The organism is Phyllobacterium sp. CCNWLW183 (assembly GCF_037203775.1).
Lineage (GTDB): Bacteria > Pseudomonadota > Alphaproteobacteria > Rhizobiales > Rhizobiaceae > Phyllobacterium > Phyllobacterium ifriqiyense.
In genome coordinates this window covers 78,390-96,517 of the sequence record NZ_JBBCBN010000008.1, presented here as the reverse complement: position 1 = coordinate 96,517, position 18,128 = coordinate 78,390, and the positions used below count along the sequence as shown (strand labels likewise).

Below are 18,128 nucleotides of genomic sequence, written 5' to 3'. Positions count from 1 at the left end.
GCACCTCCCGGGCTCAGAGCCTGTGGTAAGCGACAAGAATGCTAAAAGGAATCGAATTAATCTCATTAACTTGATAACATTCAATTATGAGCACTTCGACCCTCGATCCGGAACTCTTGCGGGCTTTCGTCGCCGTCGCTGAGCACCTGTCGTTCACGCGCTCCGCCGAGCGGCTCAATCGAACACAGGCGGCGGTGAGTTTGCAGGTACGCCGCCTTGAGGAGCGCCTTGGTGTCGCGCTGTTTCGCCGATCGACAGGGCGCGTCGAAATCACGGCAGCCGGCGAGGATTTTCTGATCGATGCGCGTCGTATCCTCACCCTCAACGAGCAAGCGATCGCGCGCCTTTCCAATCAAAAGGTTATCGGACGCATTCGCATCGGTGTCATGGAGGACTATGGCACTAAGGTCCTGCCGCGCCTGCTGGCCGACATGGCCGAGCGATTTCCTTTCGTTCAAATTGAGATGGAGATCGGTCTGACTGCCCGATTCCTGAAAAGGCTCGGATCGTCCTTCGATGCGGTCATCGCCATGCATCCAGAAGGCGCAACCGAAGGAGAGTTGATCTGTCGGGAAAAGGCGGTTTGGGTAGCAGCGGCCGACTATGCCGTCGAGGATATCAATCCTCTGCCGATGGCCTTGTCGAACCCAGATTGCCTGTTTCGCGCCTGGGCCCTTGAGGCGCTCAGTGCGGCAGGTCGCCTATGGCGGTTGGCTTATGTCAGCTCGAGTCTTGCAGCCGTGGAGGCTATTGTTAGGCAGGGCCTGGCGGTGTCTGTCGTCAAGGGTAGCATGCTTTCGCACGGCCTGCGCAACGTTGATCCCGGTCAATGCTTGCCGCCGCTGCCTGGCGCCGAGATACGTCTTCACCGGTCCAAAACACTCAGCCCAGGCGCCGCACTGGCTATCAATCACCTTGTGCTTCGACTCCACTCGATGGCCTTGGGCTCGTAGGCGGCCTTCAACAGACCGTGCGCGAATGACTGTTCCTACCCATCTCTGTTGACGGCAATATGAGGGAGGACCGGATTGAACCCAAATCACGAAGGTCTGGCTATCTTAATGTACGATCCTGCCTCCCACCGGAATCGCCCCATCCTCGGCGCTCTTCTCGATCTGGAACCCAATCTGAAGGGCTGGTCGGTTCCGGGGCGCGGAGCTGGTGGCAGCACAGGTGATTTTCCCGGCATGTGCTCCGAAAATCGCATAGTGCCTCGTCTGGAACCGCACTTAACAGAACTGCATTGAGTGGTCTGCTGTTCCATTCCATTCAAGGCGATAATTGCGCCTCTTGATTTGACCATTTCCTGCCATTTGATTTTCCGAGCATCTAAAATCACAGCGATCAGCCACGTACATGGGATGCAGGTCCCTGTCCGGATAACAGTCATTTTCCAGGCTGTTCTTCCCAGCAAGACGGATGACGTGAAAGTATGTTGGGTGCGCATCTTCGATGTCGAGAAGACGTTGATTTATGCACCGGTCGATTACCCCTTTGCAAAATCGCGGGCAGCTTGAATGAATGCGCTGAAGGCAGCCGGCGGATTCTTCCTGCCGGGGTAGTATAGGGCTAATGGTGCCAGTGGGGGAGTCCAGTCCTCGAGAACGCGCACTAGTCGCCCGGCCGCAATGTCATCGCGCACATCCGCTTCCATGACATATCCAATTCCAACGCTATTCTGGGCCGCTATACTGACGAGGCTTGGCTCGTCCAGCGTGATAGAGCCTTGGACATCGATCTGCACGGCGTTCCCGTCCTTCTCGAACCGCCAACGAAACAAGGCGTTGTTGGGCAGACGCGCACGGATGCAGCGAAATCGGTATAGGTCGGCCGGGACGGTTGGCCTGCCGTGAGTGCGCAGGAAATTCGGCGACGCGACGACGGCATTGCTGCGATCGAGACCGAGTGGCAGGGCAATCATGTCGTTCGGGACCAGATCAACCGTCCTCAGGCCCAGATCAAAGCCGGCCGCGACGATGTCGACGAGTTTACCCTCCGTGACCAGATCAACATGAACCTGGGGGTAACGCCGCATGAACGACAGGATGAGCGGCTCCATCACCTCTCGAGCCGCTGACGCAAATGCATTGATACGCAATGTGCCGGTCGGAGTATCCTGAAGCGATTGAGCCGCGAGCATGGCATCGTGGATGTCGGTCATTGCCGGTCCAATTCGCTCGACAAAGGTCGTTCCCCCATCGGTGAGCGAAACGCTACGCGTTGTGCGGTTGAACAAGCGAATGCCCAGGCGCTGCTCTAGCTTCGCAATGGCGTTGCTCAGTGCGGTCGTGGACATGCCGAGCTCTAGCGCTGCGGCCCGGAACGAACCCAGCCGGGCAATGCTCAGAACGGCATCCAGGTCGGTAAGAACAGATCGCGCCATTGTCCCTCTTTTCGAAATTCCTCATCCTGCTTTGTCCCAGTTATTATGTCAATCATCCGGCCTTAAATTGACCTTGTCGGCCGGAAGAGAGTCGAGCTCACAGCCGGTATAGGCTGGAAACATGATTGGAGGATACGAATGACGATCAAACTACCCAAAGGCATCGAAGACTATTTCGATGCCGACCGGACAGGCAGCCCGGATGTGATCGCTTCCACATTCACCGAGAACGGCATCGTGAAAGATAAAGGCCTCACGTACCGAGGCCGGGATGCCATTCGCGCGTGGATGGCCGACGAAAGCCAGCAATACAGCTACACGGTCGAGCCCTTCCTGATCAACAGTGAAGATGGCAAAACCTTGGTGACGGCCCACGCCGTAGGCGACTTTCCGGGCAGCCCGATCGACCTGCGGTTCTTCTTCGTCCTCGCGGGCGACAAGGTCGCCGAACTGGAGATCACCGTATGACACAGTTCCTCACCTTGCAGGGCCGCCGCGCCCTGATTACCGGCGGCACTTCGGGGGCCGGCGCTGCAACCGTAGCGCTCTTCAAGGATCTTGGCGCCCGTGTGCTTACCAGTGCGCGCACCAAACCGGCAGATTTCTCCGGTGCGGCATTCGTTGAAGCCGATCTGACGACCCCGACGGGGGTTCAAACCGTCGTCGATGCGGTGCATCGGGAACTCGGCGGCCTCGATATTCTTGTGAACGTGCTGGGCGGTTCTTCGGCACCTTCTGGCGGCTTTGCTGTGCTCACAGACAAGGAGTGGGACAAGGAGTTCAACCTTAACTTCTTTCCGGCGGTCAGGCTGGATCGTGCACTGATCCCTGGCATGGTCGCTCAAGGAAGTGGTATCGTCATCCACGTCACCTCGATCCAGCGAAACCTTCCACTACCCGAGGCGACGACCGCCTATGCTTCGGCCAAGGGGGCGCTCAACACCTACAGCAAAAGCCTTTCCAAGGAGGTTTCTCCGAAGGGTGTACGGGTGGTGCGGGTTTCTCCCGGGTGGATCGCAAGCCCGGGATCCAATGGCTTGGCCCTGCGCATAGCCGAGCAAGCCGGTATCAGCTACGACGACGCGGTGCAGGTCATCATGAACTCGCTCGGCGGCATACCGCTTGGACGACCAGCCGCGCCGGAAGAGGTCGCAGACCTGATCGCATTCCTTGCCTCGGATCGGGCATCGTCTATCACCGGCACGGAGCATGTGATCGACGGCGGGACTGTTCCGACCGCTTGAGCATTTAGGCCATCTACCGCGGTTCAGGTCAGGCGGGTGCGTCCCACCCGCCGATCTGGGAGTAGATCGCGTTACGAAGATGCCGTACGTCGCGGTTCAAGGCAGCGAGTTCCGCTGGTGTCTGGGTCGAGGCTGCAAGCAAGGTGTCGCTGAGGCAGCCTGCCTTATGCTGCAAGGCACGACCCTGATCTGTCAGCGCCACCAGAACCTGACGCTCATTGTTGGCGTTGCGCGTCCGACGCACGAGCCCGGCGGCTTCCAGGCGTTTCAGAAGCGGTGTCAACGTGCTGGACTCAAGAGCTAGTCGGTCGGCGATAGAAACCACGGTTTGTTCGTCTTCCGTCCAGAGAACGTTCAGGACGAGATACTGCGGATATGTCAGCCCAAGCTCGTCGAGAAGCGGCTTGTAAGCGCGCTGAACGGCGATGCCGGCGGTGTAGATCGCATAGCAAAGTTGGTCGCGCAGAGGCGGGGGATCGTTATGGCGTTTGGTCATTTTGAACTCCTGAAGACGTCCATATAATCGAACTTATCACGAAAACCAATATTGCGATAAGAATTATGTTGACGTGCAGATCAAGATGTGAAATCTAATAGATATCGCGATAACGATTATCGCAGTTACAACGAGGAGAAGGCCATGACACGCAAGTCCATCACGACCATTTCGGCAATCGCAGCTGCAGCCTCACTGTCGGTTGCGCTACCGGCGGCGGATGCCGCCGACATTATTCTTAAAGATCAATCCGTAAGAAACGTCGTTCTGGTTCACGGCGCGTTTGCTGACGGTTCCGGCTGGAAGGGTGTTTACGACAACCTGACGAAACGCGGTTATCGCGTCACCATCGTCCAGAACCCGTTGACGTCGCTTGCAGACGATGTCGCCGCCACCAAGCGTGGGCTCGAGCGTCAGGATGGTCCGGTTATTCTCGTCGGTCATTCCTGGGGTGGCACGGTCATCACGGAGGCTGGCATTGATGAGAAGGTTGCGGGCCTCGTCTACGTCTCCGCTCTCTCCCCCGATGCCGGCGAGACGACGGCTCAGCAATATGAAGGCTTTGCGCCTGCTTCTGAATTCGTAATTGAGACTACAAAGGATGGTTTTGGCTATGTCAGTCCGGAAAAGTTCAAGGCGGGGTTCGCACATGACGTCAGCGACGCCGATGTCGCCTTCATGAGGGACGCGCAGGTTCCGATCAACATGTCGGCGTTCGGCACCAAGCTCGAAAATGCCGCTTGGCGTACCAAGCCCAGCTGGGCCGTCATTGCTACCGAAGACAAGGCCTTCGATCAGGCCATGTTGATCCACATGGCTGAGCGCATCAAGGCCAAGATCACCAAGGTGTCGGCCAGCCACGCCCTGTTCATGACGCAGCCGGCAGTCATCGCCGAGACGATTGATAAGGCTGCCAAGGCCGCGTCGGCGAAAAAGCAATGATCGACTTCCGCCATCGGGACGGTCGAGACTTTCCCGATGGCGTCGAGACAAACCCGTTAAACAGATCGGCATGCCCGATGCAAAATAACGGTAGGACGTCGGATCTCTGACCGAGATCCGTAAACATTTCCTTGTCTTAGCGTCCAGGACTCCCCCAAATTTACCTGAAACAATTCACAGAGGATCTCACGTGAAACGGCATAGCCATGATAAAAATGCACCCGATACAACGTTTCACTCACATGAAGCGGTCGGTGACGTCTACGATTTCATCGTCTGCGGCGCCGGCTCCAGCGGTTCAGTTGTCGCGGCGCGGCTGGCGGAGGATGGAAACGCGACCGTTCTGCTGATTGAAGCGGGCGGAGATGATGAATCCGAAACCGTATCGAACCCTGCGCAATGGCCACTCAATCTTGGATCAAACCGGGACTGGGGCTTTGTCGGACAGCCAGCGGCTGGCCTGGATGGCCGCCGACTTCCTTTGAGCATGGGCAAAGGGCTTGGCGGTGGTTCGAGCATCAACGTCATGGTATGGGCCAGGGGACACAAGGAAGACTGGAACCACTTTGCGACCGAGGCCCGGGATGAGGCCTGGGGCTATCAATCGATCCTTGGCTACTATCGCCGGATCGAAAACTGGCAAGGCGTGCCGGACCCATCTCGTCGCGGAACCGGTGGGCCCGCCCATGTATCGCAGCCTGCGTCGCCGCAGCCAGTGGCGCAAGCGCTTTTGAGCGCCGCGTCAGCGATGGGCATTCCGGTCTTCGATTCAACAAACGGCGAAATGATGGAGGCCGTTGGCGGCGCATCGATTGCTGAACTGCGTATCAGGGAGGGCAAGCGGGAAACGGTGTTTGAATCATACGTTCGTCCGCTGCTGTCGCGTTCAAACTTGACGGTGATAACGGAGGCGCTGGTTACGCGTCTCATCTTCGATGGTAAGCGGGTGAGAGGTGTTGAAGTTCTGATCGATGGTCGGCGACGTCAGTTCATGGCGCATTGTGAAACGGTGTTGTCACTTGGAGCGATCAACACGCCGAAAGTCCTAATGCAGTCCGGTATCGGCCCGGAAGACGAACTCCATTCTCACGGCATTCCAGTCGTGCAACACCTGCCGGGGGTTGGTCGCAATCATCAGGATCATCTCGCCTTCGGCTGCACCTGGGCTTACCGAAAACCGGAAGCCATCGGCGGGAGCGGTTGCGAGGCAAATCTCTACTGGAAGAGTGACGCACGTCTGTCCCAGCCTGATATCCTCCAGTGCCAGTTGGAGTTCGCCGTTCCGTCGCCGCCTGAGGCCGGTCTTGAAACACCGGAGCACGGCTGGACGATGTTCAATGGTCTCGCACAGCCGAAAAGCCGCGGCCGTTTGAGGCTCTCTGGTCCCGACATAAACGATCCCGTCCTGATCGAACCGAACTCACTCAGTGAGCCAGAAGACATGGCAGCAGCGTTAGCCGCAGTTGAATTGTGCCGCGAACTCGGAAACAGCGATGGCTTCAGACCTTTGGTGACAGGCGAAGCCGCTCCCGGTCAGCGAAACAGATCAGGCATGATCGATTTTATCCGTCGCTCGGCCGTCACCTATTGGCATCAATCCTGCACCGCCAAGATGGGACGCGACGCCATGTCGGTGGTCGACAACGAGCTCAAGGTCTACGGCATCGAAGGCCTTCGCATCGCGGACGCCTCGATCATGCCGCGGATTACCACCGGCAACACGATGGCGCCGTGCGTGGTTATCGGAGAGAGGGCATCCGATTTGATCCGAAAGGTGCATTTCCTGGGAAATTACTAGGGTTTGCTCAATCGATCTCGCAGTCGCGGATTTGTTGGGAAACCGATCTGGGCTGTTTGGCGTGTCGGGAATTTCTGGCGACATGCTAACGCTGTTAGACTCACAAGATGCCTTTGCACAAGAAGCAGTCGATTTGTTCGTTTATACAATCGCACGTGAAATGGGTGCGATGACTGCTGCTTTGCGAGGGCTGGATACTTTGGTTTTTTGTGCAGGTATCGGGGAAAATTCTCCTCTAATTCGCGAGAAGATCGGGGAGGCAGCAGATTGGCTGGGCATTAAAATAGATGCGCAGCGCAACTGGTGGGGTGAAGAGGATATTAGTGCCCCTTCATCCAAGGTAAAAGTGCTCGTTTTTCGAACTGACGAGGAACAGGCGGTGGCTAGCCAGATAATGCGATTCCTGCCCGAGATTAGCATCCCACACTAAGTCGCTGCGATCGCGGTGATCGTCTTCGAGTTATCGTCAAGGCTCTTCGATTATTTGGTCTTGAGATGCTCCCCAGCGCCGCTGCAATCTGTTCGTTCGTGTAAAGGTCTACAGCGCAAGACAATATCTTGAGGAGAGAGCCGACTTCAAATCCGCTTTCGACCACCGGTTGGGCGGCATCGCCCGGCATCCGGAAGGTCCCCAGCCTGGCCGGGGATAGCGACACCGTGAGTTGCGATCGCTTCCATGATCGTTCCTATCAAGTTGCGGGGGTAGGCGGCGGCGGAAGCAGAAGCAGAAGCAGAAGCAGAAGCAGAAGCCGTCCGCCGCCCGTTTTCTCGCGAGCCTAAGCGGTCCTGCTCGCGGCCGCCTGCCGGACCAGCGTTTCGATTACCTGCTCAAGTGACGTCGTGCCCCTGGCACGATTTCCGCCCTCGGCCTTGAAGTCGATCCAGCCTTCGTTGAAGCCGTCGAGCATACGCGTGCGCGGCTGCGGGTTACGCGAACCCTGAGCACGGAACAGGCCCTCCCAGCTTTCCCGCGGAACGATCTCCACCCGCACTGGATGCCCGAGCACCGACGCGAAGGCATTGGCGAGATCATTGGGCGAGACCCGTGCAGGACCTTCCAGTTCCACCACGCGCTTGCCGATCCATTGCTCGCGGATCAGCTCTGCGGCAAGCTGGCCGATATCTTGCGTCGCCACCATGGCGAAGGTCTTGTCGGCAGGCTGGAGGAAGCTGTGCAGCACGCCTTCGTCGCGGGCTGAGGCCACGTCCCAGGCCGCATTCTCCATGAACCAGCCGGGTCGCAGAAAGGTAACGGGGAGATCAAGCTCGCTGAGGGCTTCTTCCAGCATCGTCCGCTGGCTTAACAGATTGTCCACTTGTGCATCGGCGCCGATGGTGGAGAGGCAGACGACCCTTTCCGGGCGGGCAGCAAGCAGAGCGGTCGTCAGCACTTCATTCTGCTTCGCCGCCTCCGGATAGCCAGGCGCCGGATCGAACTCCGACGGCGGCAGGATGAAGACGCCAGTGGCGCCCTTGAACGCGGCGGCAAGCTGCGTCGCGTCGCCCATATCGGCAAAGGCGATGTCGCAACCGCGCTTGCGCCAGATTTCCGCCTTGGCAGGATCGCGCAGCACCGCACGGACCGGTTCTCCGGCTCCTATCAGGGCTTTCGCCAGCGCGCCGCCGACCTTGCCGGTAATTCCTGTAATCGCATACATGATATGTCTCCTGGTGTTGGGGTCGGGAATGGATCAGGCGACGCCGTCGTAGAGGCGGCGCTCAAATGTGCCGTAGAGCTCTGCAAGGCCTAAGACTTCCGCGCTTCCGGCAGGCCGCTGCGCCAGCCGAGCGTTGAGGAAGATCTACGGGATGCAGAAAGATGATTCACGCGCATTAAAATCAAAGATAAGATGACTTTAAATCATCATGATAAGACGGTCGGCAAAGAGCGACCTTGCGACGGAGAGAAGGCATGAGTTTCGACACGCGGCTGCTGACCGGGGTCGGCGTTTTCGGGGCAGTGATGGAAGCGGGCAATTTCGTGCGGGCTGCGGATGTTCTCGGCCTCACGCCATCGGGAGTCAGTCGTGCGGTAGCGCGGCTCGAACAACGCGTCGGCGTTAGATTGTTCGACCGCAATCCGCGCGAAGTCACGCTAACGGAAGAAGGCGCCCGCTTCCATGCAAAGATAATGCCGTTGCTTGCCGGGCTGGAGGAGGCGGCCTCCGAAGCCGCCGGTTCGGCGGCATTCGTCGGCGGGCGGCTAAGGGTTTCGATCGATCCCTGGTTCGCGCGCATGGTGCTGGCGCCGAGGATCGGTGAATTTCTGGCGCGCTATCCCGCTCTGACGCTCGATCTGACCACCAGCAACTATCGCGAAGAGATGATGAGCGGCGCGGATGTCGCCGTGCGTTTTGGTCCGCCGGACGAATCGTCGCTGATCGCGCGCAAACTGCTGGACGTACCGGTGCTGACCTGTGCCGCCCCAGGCTACCTTGCCCGCCACGGAGTTCCAGCGACACCCCACGACCTGATGCACCACGATTGCATCCTGTTTCGCGACCCGCAGACCGGGCGACCGTTCACCTGGGAATTCCAGGGGCATAACGGCGCCATCGAGATCAAGGCGGCGGGGCGGTTGGTCATGGACGATCCCTCCGCTGCCGTCGCGGCCTGTCTGGCGGGGCAAGGCATATTCCAGAGCTTTGCCATCGGTCTCGACGAGTGGCTTGAGAGCGGGGCGCTCACGACGATCTTGACGGAATGGTCCGGCGAGCAGTTTCCGCTTTACACCTATCATCCGTCACGCCACATGCCGCCTGCTAAGGTGCGGGCTTTTCTGGATTTTGTTCAACGAACTGTGGCGACGTAGCGTAGGGCATTGATCGACTTTATCCTGCGTTCGGCCGTGACTTAGGCACCGATCCTGCACAGGCAAAATGGGACGCGACAGCATGTCGGTGGTCGACAACGAACTCAAGGTCTAAAGTGCCAACACGTTGTCGAGACACATTTCGATTGTCCCACCGGTCAACTTGTGCTGGCTGGCATGATGGATTACGAGCCCACCGCTCCGCGACTTTCGGTAAACGAGGGTACACTTGGCGTGCGTGCGTGCTTTTCCGGTCACGACACGCTCAGTGAAGATGGTCTTAAGGAATATGATCAATATGTGGTTCGGCTCTGGCCCGGAGCTGAACCGGAAGGCGTGCGCGTGTTGAAAGCACATGGCTAGCCGAGAACACTCTGTAAGGCCACAACTTCTAAACCGTTGTGACACTTTAGTTGAGGCAACGTTAGCTCGGCACCACCACTATTCGCCGAAAAACTGCGAGGCAGACATAGCTTGGTACGACCACGATTAGCCGGGTTCCTGAATGACATAGCGGTCATTCTCGTCCAATTCGTCCGGGTCTACAAAGACAACCGAGCGTTGGCCGGTATTGGAGACACGAACGAATGAATATGGATTTGCTGTTTCATCGTTGGCCAAGAGCAAAGCTCTATCGAGCGTCCGCGCTAAATAAGCGGCTGCCTCAGGAACATCAGGGCGTGGCAAAGGTTCAGAGATGTAGAGAGTGATCAGTTGCGAGTACTTGTGTGGAGAATGAGCTTCAACGATGCACGTGACGGGTGCATCCTTAATTTCGCTGATACTGTGGACAACGTTCACGCTCTCGGTGGAGAAGTTGAGCATGGCCGCTATGCAACGCTGCAGGAGGCCATCATCGGCCGGGCTCTCCAAGGAGGCATCAAACCAGATCACTGTCCGCGTCCCCAGTGAATCGCGCGGTGATGGTGCCTGCGCCAGACATTCATCGTTGTGGGATCACTCTTGGGGCCTTCAAGGCGTTCCAAAACACCTTCGAATTCACCAAGAAACTCACCGTTTTCGGCAACAGCAACGATCCAAAAGAGCGCATCGAGTGCAGTCACGGTATAGGTCCGTCAAATTCACAATCCGTCACAATGTAGCACCGTAAGTTCCTTATGTATTACAGCCATTTTCCATTTTGACATTTGAGCAAAAGGAAAGTGCATTGTCACGTCCCGTTGGAGCCGAAGCAGCCCTTGTCGAATCTTGAAACCGTCGGGGCGCGGCGATACACTTATAGGTACTGCTGGACGCGACGGATGTGAGCGCCAACTGGCTAGCTTCGCTAAATGCGCGCGTCGACGCCGCGCCCTCGCACGCTTTTGGCGCGCGCGAGATCCGCTATGCTGAAGTATGTGACACGGTCCGATAGGTTTCGGTCAGGACACCGACAGGAATGCCGCCCACTCACGTTCTGGGCCATGCCAAACGCGTTGCAACTCACGCACAATATCCCTCTTGATGAGGCAGCGTTGATCGCCCAGGCAGGTGGACCGGCCGGCTCCGTGCAAAGTATTTGCATAGGGCCGTTCTAGATGGAAAAAATGAAAGATCTTTGACAGAAATCTTTGAGAGCTACAGAAACTGGCCACCGCAAGGCAGCGGGCAATGCCACGTAACGAACGATATGCCACAGGCCTTCGATCAACCGATGCCTGTCAGTCCAACATGACCATGCGAGCCGCAACCTGTTCTTCGAAGAATTTCGAGAATGAAGCAATCCGCGGAGGCAGTGCCTGATAAGGCGGATAATAAAGGGTCAACCACAAGTCGGGCGGTGCCCACCCCTTGAACACATGTACGAGGCGCCCGGTGCGCAAATGCTCCGAGACATGAAAGTTCGGCAGCATGGCAACGCCTGCGCCATCCGCTGCCATGTCGGCCAGGACCTCGCCATTGTTGGCGCTGAAGGCACGCCCTGCCGATATCGTCATGCTCAAGCCGCCGTCCGAAAGCACCCAGTTCTCTCGACGACTTTCGCCGCTATAGGCGAGGCAATCGTCTGGTGTCAGTTCATTTGGATGCTGCATGTCGACAAACCGACTTCCCGGTGCGGCAACCAGAATGCGCGGTACGACGCGGATTTTTCTCCATATCGTGAACTTGTCCGACGGCTGAATTGAGATGCGGATTGCCAGATCGTAGTCGTCATCGACGATATTCACCAGTCCGTCGGACAGTGAGATCTCAAAGCCCATCTTCGGGTACCGCTCTTTGAAGCCGGAGAGGATCGGTGGCAGCACCGCCTTGCCGAACCACGTCGGCGCACTGATCCTGAGACGCCCTTCGTCGGCCTTGTGGGCGTTCATCACATCGCGGCGCGCCTCTTCGAGCGTCTTTACCGCTGGCTGGATCTGTGCGGCGAAGATCGCGCCGTCTGTGGTTAGGGAGACCTGGCGCGTCGTCCGCACGAAGAGTTGCACCCCAAGTTCCGCCTCGAGCGCGGCAATGGCACGCGTGACGGCTGCGGGCGTCATGTCCAGTTCGCGGGCAACCTGAGCGAAGTTTCGCTTTTCGGCTGCAAGGAGGAAGGTTCGCAGAGCTTTGTAATCGTTCATTGGGATTGTTTCAAAAAGAGCAACGCACTCGAAACGAATATTGCAATTCTCGGGCGTGATCAATCGGCCTAGATATTCGTCAACAGCCAAACACTAACGGCGACTTTGAAAGGCAAGGACATGATCAAGGATATCAAGGGACTGCATCACGTAACCTCCATGGCTTCGAATGCGCGTCAGAACAATCGCTTCTTCACTGACACGCTGGGCCTGCGCCGCGTCAAGCAGACCGTCAACTTCGACGACCCGAACGTCTACCACCTTTACTACGGCGACCAGAACGGCTCCGCAGGCACCGTCATGACGTACTTCCCGTTCCCTAACATGATGCTGGGTCGTCCCGGTGTTGGCGAGGTCGGGGAAACGCAGTTCTCCGTGCCAAAGGGGGCATTGAGGTTCTGGCAGGATCGGTTTACCGCGCACGGTGTCGATGGCTTGAAAACTGAAACCGTCTTTGGCGCCAACAGACTTCATTTCAAGGGTCCGGACGGGGACAGCCTGGCGCTGATTGAATCTGCCGATGATAACCGCGCGCCATGGCTGGCGGACGGCATTCCGAGCGATGCAGCTATCCTCGGATTTGCTGGCGCCCGGTTTAGCCTGCACGATACCGCCGCGACAGAAGAGCTTCTGGGCTTCATGGGCTATCAACGCGCCGGGAAGGAGGGTGACGTGACCCGCTTTATCATTCCCAATGGAAACGGCGCTGACACGATTGATGTCGCAGCGCTGCCGAAAACGCCGTTTGCCCGTCAGGGCGCCGGTTCGGTCCACCATATAGCCTTTGCCGTAGAGAACCGCGAAAAGCAGCTCGAAGTTCGCAAGGCACTGATGGACACCGGTTATCAGGTTACGCCAGTCATTGACCGCGATTATTTCTGGGCAATCTACTTCAGGACGCCGGGTGGCGTGCTGTTTGAGATTGCCACGAACGAGCCGGGGTTTAACCGGGACGAGGACACGGCACATCTGGGCGAGGCGCTTAAGCTGCCCAGCCGATATGAGGAATTTCGGGACCAGATCCAGGCAAATCTCGAACCACTGGCGGCCTGATAATACCATTGAACGGGGCGTCTCAAATTCGGGACGCCATATATCTGTCCAGGCGGCGCCATGACGCTTTTGCAAGTAAGATTCTCAGACATTCGACTACGCCCTGTGTCCTGTCCAACAATCGATAACTGAGCCCCAAAACATCGTACATATAGATTTCGAGGGAGAGATGCCAATGGATCAATTGGGAGCAATCAGAGCCTTTGTGCGCGTCGTCGAGGCCGGATCCTTTGCAAAGGCCGCAGATACGATGGGTGCGCCGCGGTCCTCCGTGAGTAAGCTTGTTCAGGATCTTGAGGCAAGCTTGAGTCTGAAACTGCTAGAACGAACGACGCGTTCACTTGCCGTGACACCTGAGGGCCTTGCTTATTACGAGCGCGCCATCCGCCTGATCGCCGATTTCGATGAAATGAACAACGAGGCGACCCGTGGGCGCCTGGCCACCAGGGGGAAACTTCGGGTTGATATAGGAGGGACCTTCGCCAATACCGTTCTGATCCCTCGGTTGCCAGAGTTTTACGCCCTCTATCCAGAGATCGAGTTGCATCTTGGTGTAACAGAACGTCAGGCCGACATTGTTGAGGAGGGAATAGATTGCGTAATACGTGCCGGCGATCTACCCAGCGCATCTCTCGTTGCGAAGAAACTATGCAGCGTCGAGATAGTGACCTGTGCCACCCCGTCATACCTCGAAAAATACGGCGTGCCAGCTTCGCCATCGGATCTGCAGCGTGATCATATTTTCGTTCAGTACTTTTTCGCACGCAGCTTGAAAGCTGCACCCGTCCGACTGATGAATGGTAACGAGAAATTAGAAATCTACAGCCCCATCAAGCTCTCCACCAGTGATGCGACCGCGCATTTACATGGAATATTAGCAGGACTGGGTATTGGACAGACGTTTGAATTCCTGGCACGACCACATATTGCTCGTGGCGCCCTGGTCCCTATCATGAACGATTGGGCACCACCACGTTGTCCTGTTCACATAGTCAGGCCAGCGGGCCGGTTTCCGAGTGTTAAGTATCAGGTCTTTGCAGACTGGGTCGCGGGCGTGTTTTCTGCCTACGACGATGCACCGCCCCGTCCTGACAGCTTTATCCATATTCATGGATAGTGACTCCACAACCACGGGCTTCTCCAATCTCTCCTTTGAAGGTATTCCCCGCAACTGATGTAAGCCCTCGTCTGACGGCACGGCCTGTATGATAGCTTTATCCCGTTTGAGAGTCGGCTGTATCGGTTCGGGATCGTGTAAACACCTGCAATTTGGAACAACGGTTGTTGAAAGCAAATAAAAGACGATGTGAACTCGGTATAAAGCCTTTGCGCCGAAGGCGTATTCACTATCTGGTCGCATCGTTCGTCAACGGCAGACTGGCAGGCATTTCGGGGAATACACACGGCTCAACGGCCGGCTGCTGTCTCGCGCAAAGCCAGCTCAACCAAATCGATTCACGACGAACAGCGTGCCCATGGACACCGGGAGCTATTTCAAGACGTCCTCCTCGAATGACGCTTCCTTCAGAAATTTTCGGAACAGGCGGTCGCGTAGCGCAACCCCGTGTGACGTTCACAGACCAGCCGGACCGCAGAGTAATTATTGCGATAAAGACAATTCATTCGCAATTAATATTGCAATTCTGCAGGGGGGCAAGTCACGCTACGTTTCCTTTCAGCAGCCGAGGCAGCGATTGAACGGAAGCCCTCGGGTCTTACAAGTCGTGTCCCAGGGCATGGCGTTCGTCCGACAGGTCCTGCTCATTTTAACCGGCCGCATTCGCGGTCCAAAACAACCGAAGAGGAATTACCATGTCCAAGCTTGAAGTCCTGACCCCCGCCAACAGCCAGCTCATTTTCATCGATCAGCAGCCGCAGATGGCCTTCGGCGTCCAGTCGATCGACCGCCAGACCCTGAAAAACAACGTTGTCGGCTTGGCCAAGGCTGCCAGGATTTTCAACGTGCCAACCACGATCACCACCGTCGAGACCGAAAGCTTCTCCGGCAACACCTTCCCCGAACTTTTGGCAGTCTATCCGCAGAATGACATCCTTGAACGCACCTCGATGAACTCCTGGGATGATCAGAACGTACGCGATGCGCTGGCAAAAAATGCTGCCAACGGCCGCAAGAAGATTGTCGTCTCCGGTCTATGGACAGAAGTCTGCAACACGACTTTTGCACTCTCTGCACTGCATGACGTCCCGGAGTACGAGATCTACATGGTCGCCGATGCTTCCGGCGGCACGTCTTCCGATGCGCACAAATATGCAATGGACCGCATGGTGCAGGCTGGCGTCATACCCGTCACCTGGCAGCAGGTTTTGCTCGAATGGCAGCGCGACTGGGCTCGCAAGGAAACCTACGATGCGGTCACCACACTGGTGAAAGAGCATTCCGGCGCTTACGGCATGGGAATCGATTACGCGATCACGCACGTCCATGGTGGTGCCGAACGCGTTGGCCATGGCAACCGCATCGGCCCGAACCCCGCGAAGTAAGCCAAATCGACCGCTCCGGTGATCATCGGAGCGGTTGTCCGTTTTAACGAGGGTGACTCTCATGAAAATCTATCTTCTATCTCTTGGCGCTGGTCTTCTGGTCGGCATCATCTACAGCCTTCTCAACGTACGCTCTCCGGCTCCGCCGGTGATCGCGCTTGTCGGGCTACTTGGCATCCTCGTCGGCGAACAGATCGTCCCGCTGGCGAAGACGCTCTGGAGTAAGGAGCCTGCTGCGGTCTCTTGGCTCAATCAGGTCAAGCCGCATATGTTTGGGCACCTCCCCAAGGGTGGGGCCCGTCATGATGTTGCCCACAACGCAGAACCCCGGGTAGAGGAGGAGAGCTGATGACGACGCGTCGGACCTTTCTCGGAGGGGCGTCGAGCCTGGCGTTCTCAAGCCTCTTCTCAACGGCCAATGCTGCCGATCCCAAAAAAACCGGAGTAGACACCATGCATCCCGACCTGATCCTCCATAACGGTCGCTTCACGACCCTTGACCGTACCAATCCGAGCGCGACAGCGGTGGCCATCAAGGACGGTCTGTTCATGGAAGTCGCCACCGATGCCGAGATCTTGGCACTCGAAGGTCCGGATACGAAGATCGTGAACCTGAAGGGCAAGCGCGTCCTGCCTGGCTTGATCGACAATCATACTCATGTCGTGCGCGGCGGGTTAAACTTCAACATGGAACTACGGTGGGATGGCGTTCGCTCGCTGGCCGATGCGATGGACATGCTGAAACGGCAGGTGGCGGTTACGCCCGCCCCGCAATGGGTGCGTGTCGTCGGCGGCTTCACTGAACACCAGTTTGCGGAGAAGCGTCTGCCGACCATTGAGGAAATCAATACGGTCGCGCCAGATACCCCAGTGTTCCTCCTGCACCTTTATGACCGAGCGCTCCTCAACGGCGCGGCCCTGCGTGCCGTTGGCTACACCCGCGACACGCCGAACCCGCCTGGTGGCGAAATCACCCGCGATGCCAATGGCAATCCGACCGGCCTGCTGCTCGCCAAGCCGAACGCCGGCATCCTCTATTCGACGCTCGCCAAGGGTCCGAAGCTGCCTCTCGATTATCAAGTCAATTCCACCCGCCACTTCATGCGCGAGCTGAACAGGCTTGGTGTGACCGGTGTCATCGACGCAGGTGGTGGCTTCCAGAATTATCCTGATGATTATGAGGTGATCCAGAAACTCTCCGACGAAAACCAGATGACGGTTCGTCTCGCCTACAATCTCTTCACGCAAAAGCCAAAGGAAGAGAAAGAGGACTTTCTCAAATGGACGTCTTCGGTCAAATACAAGCAGGGAAATAATTACTTCCGCCACAATGGCGCGGGCGAAATGCTGGTCTTTTCCGCAGCCGATTTCGAGGACTTCCGCCAACCGAGGCCGGAAATGGCCCCGGAAATGGAGGGCGAGTTGGAAGAGGTGGTGCGGGTTCTGGCAGAAAACCGTTGGCCATGGCGCCTGCACGCTACCTATGACGAGACGATCACCCGTGCGCTGGATGTCTTTGAAAAGGTCAACAAGGATATACCGCTGGAAGGCCTGAACTGGTTCTTTGACCATGCGGAGACGATTTCGGATCGCTCTATCGACCGTATCGCAGCGCTTGGCGGTGGCATCGCCACCCAGCATCGCATGGCCTATCAGGGCGAGTATTTCGCCGAGCGTTACGGACACGGCGTGGCCGAAGCCACCCCACCGATCCGCAAGATGCTGGACAAGGGCGTCAACGTTTCCGCCGGCACGGACGCCACCCGCGTCGCTTCCTATAATCCGTGGGTGTCGCTCTCATGGATGGTCACGGGCAAGACGGTTGGCGGCATGCAGCTCTACCCGCGTGCCAACTGCCTTGATCGCGAGACGGCTCTGCGCATGTGGACTGAAAAAGTCACCTGGTTTTCGAACGAAGAAGGCAAGAAAGGTCGCATCGAGAAAGGCCAGTTCGCTGACCTTGTCGTTCCCGATAAGGACTTCTTCTCCTGCGCCGAGGACGAGATCTCGTTCCTGGTATCGGAGCTGACCATGGTCGGCGGCAAGATCGTCTATGGCGCGGGTGAATTCAAAACGCTCGACGAGAATGACGTGCCGCCGGCGATGCCGGACTGGTCACCGGTGCGCAAGTTCGGTGGGTATGCTGCATGGGGCGAGCCGGAAGGTGCTGGCGCGCGATCTCTACGGTGCACGGCGATCTCAACCTGTGGCTGCGCCAGCGATTGCGGCGTGCATGGTCACGACCATGCGGGAGCCTGGACCTCGAAACTGCCGATCGCCGACCTCAAGGGTTTCTTCGGCGCTCTTGGTTGCTCTTGCTGGGCAGTCTGATCCTGT

20 protein-coding genes and 1 pseudogene are annotated in these 18,128 nt (G+C 57.4%); 15 read left to right on the top strand and 6 right to left on the bottom strand.

Translation table 11 applies throughout. The features are described from left to right. The first annotated feature begins 86 nt into the window (after positions 1 to 86). The gene (locus V9K95_RS18130) at positions 87 to 953 is read left to right on the top strand and encodes a LysR family transcriptional regulator (protein ID WP_336441720.1); all 867 of its coding nucleotides are present in this window, start codon (positions 87 to 89) and stop codon (positions 951 to 953) included. Between the two features lie 75 nt (positions 954 to 1,028). Beyond that, the gene (locus tag V9K95_RS18125; RefSeq protein WP_336441721.1) at positions 1,029 to 1,247 is read left to right on the top strand and encodes a hypothetical protein; all 219 of its coding nucleotides are present in this window, start codon (positions 1,029 to 1,031) and stop codon (positions 1,245 to 1,247) included. Positions 1,248 to 1,486: 239 nt separating this feature from the next. On the opposite strand, the gene V9K95_RS18120 is transcribed toward V9K95_RS18125, so the two are convergent. After that, positions 1,487 to 2,383, bottom strand: coding sequence for a LysR family transcriptional regulator (locus tag V9K95_RS18120; RefSeq protein ID WP_336441722.1), 897 nt, complete (start codon positions 2,381 to 2,383; stop codon positions 1,487 to 1,489). A gap of 138 nt (positions 2,384 to 2,521) precedes the next feature. On the opposite strand from V9K95_RS18120, the gene V9K95_RS18115 reads away from it, so the two are divergent. Next, positions 2,522 to 2,851 carry a nuclear transport factor 2 family protein gene (locus V9K95_RS18115; RefSeq protein ID WP_336441723.1) on the top strand — a complete coding sequence of 110 codons (330 nt, stop codon included), beginning with the start codon at positions 2,522 to 2,524 and terminating at the stop codon, positions 2,849 to 2,851. Continuing rightward, positions 2,848 to 3,627: an SDR family oxidoreductase gene (locus tag V9K95_RS18110; protein ID WP_336441724.1), complete on the top strand. Its 780-nt coding sequence runs from the start codon at positions 2,848 to 2,850 to the stop codon at positions 3,625 to 3,627. Before V9K95_RS18115 ends, V9K95_RS18110 begins: the two co-directional genes overlap by 4 nt. Before the next feature lie 28 nt (positions 3,628 to 3,655). On the opposite strand, the gene V9K95_RS18105 is transcribed toward V9K95_RS18110, so the two are convergent. Further along, on the bottom strand, positions 3,656 to 4,123 hold the full coding sequence (locus V9K95_RS18105; protein WP_336441725.1) for a MarR family winged helix-turn-helix transcriptional regulator: 468 nt from the start codon (positions 4,121 to 4,123) through the stop codon (positions 3,656 to 3,658). 144 nt (positions 4,124 to 4,267) lie between these two features. Here V9K95_RS18105 and V9K95_RS18100 point away from each other — a divergent pair, with 144 nt between their 5' ends. The 3 genes from V9K95_RS18100 (at position 4,268) to V9K95_RS18090 (ending at position 7,293) form a co-directional block, all read left to right on the top strand. Next, on the top strand, positions 4,268 to 5,065 hold the full coding sequence (locus V9K95_RS18100; protein WP_336441726.1) for an alpha/beta fold hydrolase: 798 nt from the start codon (positions 4,268 to 4,270) through the stop codon (positions 5,063 to 5,065). Positions 5,066 to 5,255: 190 nt separating this feature from the next. Next, on the top strand, positions 5,256 to 6,863 hold the full coding sequence (locus V9K95_RS18095) for a GMC family oxidoreductase (protein ID WP_336441727.1): 1,608 nt from the start codon (positions 5,256 to 5,258) through the stop codon (positions 6,861 to 6,863). A 31-nt stretch (positions 6,864 to 6,894) separates the two neighbouring features. After that, a complete protein-coding gene (locus V9K95_RS18090; RefSeq protein ID WP_336441728.1) occupies positions 6,895 to 7,293 on the top strand; it encodes a hypothetical protein in 399 nt (132 codons plus the stop codon). Between the two features lie 346 nt (positions 7,294 to 7,639). Here V9K95_RS18090 and V9K95_RS18085 read toward each other — a convergent pair whose 3' ends face one another. Next, positions 7,640 to 8,521: an NmrA family NAD(P)-binding protein gene (locus V9K95_RS18085; protein ID WP_336441729.1), complete on the bottom strand. Its 882-nt coding sequence runs from the start codon at positions 8,519 to 8,521 to the stop codon at positions 7,640 to 7,642. 254 nt (positions 8,522 to 8,775) lie between these two features. Here V9K95_RS18085 and V9K95_RS18080 point away from each other — a divergent pair, with 254 nt between their 5' ends. Together V9K95_RS18080 and V9K95_RS18075 are read left to right on the top strand one after the other, a co-directional pair. After that, positions 8,776 to 9,675, top strand: a complete 900-nt coding sequence (locus V9K95_RS18080) for a LysR family transcriptional regulator (RefSeq protein WP_336441730.1) — start codon at positions 8,776 to 8,778, stop codon at positions 9,673 to 9,675. Positions 9,676 to 9,852: 177 nt separating this feature from the next. After that, entirely contained in the window at positions 9,853 to 10,038 is a 186-nt protein-coding gene (locus tag V9K95_RS18075) for a hypothetical protein (RefSeq protein WP_336441731.1), read from the top strand. 126 nt (positions 10,039 to 10,164) lie between these two features. On the opposite strand, the gene V9K95_RS18070 is transcribed toward V9K95_RS18075, so the two are convergent. Together V9K95_RS18070 and V9K95_RS18065 are read right to left on the bottom strand one after the other, a co-directional pair. Continuing rightward, positions 10,165 to 10,569: a hypothetical protein gene (locus V9K95_RS18070; RefSeq protein ID WP_336441732.1), complete on the bottom strand. Its 405-nt coding sequence runs from the start codon at positions 10,567 to 10,569 to the stop codon at positions 10,165 to 10,167. Further along, entirely contained in the window at positions 10,566 to 10,739 is a 174-nt protein-coding gene (locus V9K95_RS18065; RefSeq protein WP_336441733.1) for a hypothetical protein, read from the bottom strand. Before V9K95_RS18065 ends, V9K95_RS18070 begins: the two co-directional genes overlap by 4 nt. Positions 10,740 to 11,005: 266 nt before the next feature. Here V9K95_RS18065 and V9K95_RS23745 point away from each other — a divergent pair. Continuing rightward, positions 11,006 to 11,350, top strand: a pseudogene (locus V9K95_RS23745) (gamma-glutamylcyclotransferase); the annotation flags it as partial. On the opposite strand, the gene V9K95_RS18060 reads toward V9K95_RS23745, so the two are convergent. Further along, positions 11,337 to 12,236, bottom strand: a complete 900-nt coding sequence (locus V9K95_RS18060; RefSeq protein WP_336441734.1) for a LysR family transcriptional regulator — start codon at positions 12,234 to 12,236, stop codon at positions 11,337 to 11,339. The pseudogene V9K95_RS23745 and the gene V9K95_RS18060 overlap by 14 nt on opposite strands. Positions 12,237 to 12,356: 120 nt before the next feature. On the opposite strand from V9K95_RS18060, the gene V9K95_RS18055 reads away from it, so the two are divergent. The 5 genes from V9K95_RS18055 (at position 12,357) to V9K95_RS18035 (ending at position 18,122) form a co-directional block, all read left to right on the top strand. Further along, entirely contained in the window at positions 12,357 to 13,289 is a 933-nt protein-coding gene (locus V9K95_RS18055) for a VOC family protein (protein ID WP_336441735.1), read from the top strand. 175 nt (positions 13,290 to 13,464) lie between these two features. Then, complete coding sequence (locus V9K95_RS18050) at positions 13,465 to 14,406, top strand: LysR family transcriptional regulator (protein ID WP_336441736.1); 942 nt, start codon at positions 13,465 to 13,467, stop codon at positions 14,404 to 14,406. Positions 14,407 to 15,101: 695 nt separating this feature from the next. Beyond that, positions 15,102 to 15,791: an isochorismatase family protein gene (locus V9K95_RS18045; RefSeq protein WP_115053967.1), complete on the top strand. Its 690-nt coding sequence runs from the start codon at positions 15,102 to 15,104 to the stop codon at positions 15,789 to 15,791. A gap of 61 nt (positions 15,792 to 15,852) precedes the next feature. Beyond that, complete coding sequence (locus tag V9K95_RS18040; RefSeq protein WP_336441737.1) at positions 15,853 to 16,140, top strand: XapX domain-containing protein; 288 nt, start codon at positions 15,853 to 15,855, stop codon at positions 16,138 to 16,140. Continuing rightward, positions 16,140 to 18,122: an amidohydrolase gene (locus tag V9K95_RS18035; RefSeq protein WP_336441738.1), complete on the top strand. Its 1,983-nt coding sequence runs from the start codon at positions 16,140 to 16,142 to the stop codon at positions 18,120 to 18,122. The genes V9K95_RS18040 and V9K95_RS18035 overlap by 1 nt, the downstream gene beginning before the upstream one ends. Positions 18,123 to 18,128 lie beyond the last annotated feature (6 nt).

Bases quoted from the DNA above. Each gene is read 5' to 3' on its own strand.
- V9K95_RS18050 (WP_336441736.1), top strand. From the start codon at position 13,465: ATGGATCAATTGGGAGCAATCAGAGCCTTTGTGCGCGTCGTCGAGGCC.
- V9K95_RS18060 (WP_336441734.1), bottom strand. From the start codon at position 12,236: ATGAACGATTACAAAGCTCTGCGAACCTTCCTCCTTGCAGCCGAAAAG.
- V9K95_RS18075 (WP_336441731.1), top strand. From the start codon at position 9,853: ATGATGGATTACGAGCCCACCGCTCCGCGACTTTCGGTAAACGAGGGT.
- V9K95_RS18055 (WP_336441735.1), top strand. From the start codon at position 12,357: ATGATCAAGGATATCAAGGGACTGCATCACGTAACCTCCATGGCTTCG.
- V9K95_RS18130 (WP_336441720.1), top strand. From the start codon at position 87: ATGAGCACTTCGACCCTCGATCCGGAACTCTTGCGGGCTTTCGTCGCC.
- V9K95_RS18040 (WP_336441737.1), top strand. From the start codon at position 15,853: ATGAAAATCTATCTTCTATCTCTTGGCGCTGGTCTTCTGGTCGGCATC.
- V9K95_RS18045 (WP_115053967.1), top strand. From the start codon at position 15,102: ATGTCCAAGCTTGAAGTCCTGACCCCCGCCAACAGCCAGCTCATTTTC.
- V9K95_RS18115 (WP_336441723.1), top strand. From the start codon at position 2,522: ATGACGATCAAACTACCCAAAGGCATCGAAGACTATTTCGATGCCGAC.
- V9K95_RS18035 (WP_336441738.1), top strand. From the start codon at position 16,140: ATGACGACGCGTCGGACCTTTCTCGGAGGGGCGTCGAGCCTGGCGTTC.
- V9K95_RS18105 (WP_336441725.1), bottom strand. From the start codon at position 4,123: ATGACCAAACGCCATAACGATCCCCCGCCTCTGCGCGACCAACTTTGC.
- V9K95_RS18085 (WP_336441729.1), bottom strand. From the start codon at position 8,521: ATGTATGCGATTACAGGAATTACCGGCAAGGTCGGCGGCGCGCTGGCG.
- V9K95_RS18100 (WP_336441726.1), top strand. From the start codon at position 4,268: ATGACACGCAAGTCCATCACGACCATTTCGGCAATCGCAGCTGCAGCC.
- V9K95_RS18110 (WP_336441724.1), top strand. From the start codon at position 2,848: ATGACACAGTTCCTCACCTTGCAGGGCCGCCGCGCCCTGATTACCGGC.
- V9K95_RS18120 (WP_336441722.1), bottom strand. From the start codon at position 2,383: ATGGCGCGATCTGTTCTTACCGACCTGGATGCCGTTCTGAGCATTGCC.
- V9K95_RS18080 (WP_336441730.1), top strand. From the start codon at position 8,776: ATGAGTTTCGACACGCGGCTGCTGACCGGGGTCGGCGTTTTCGGGGCA.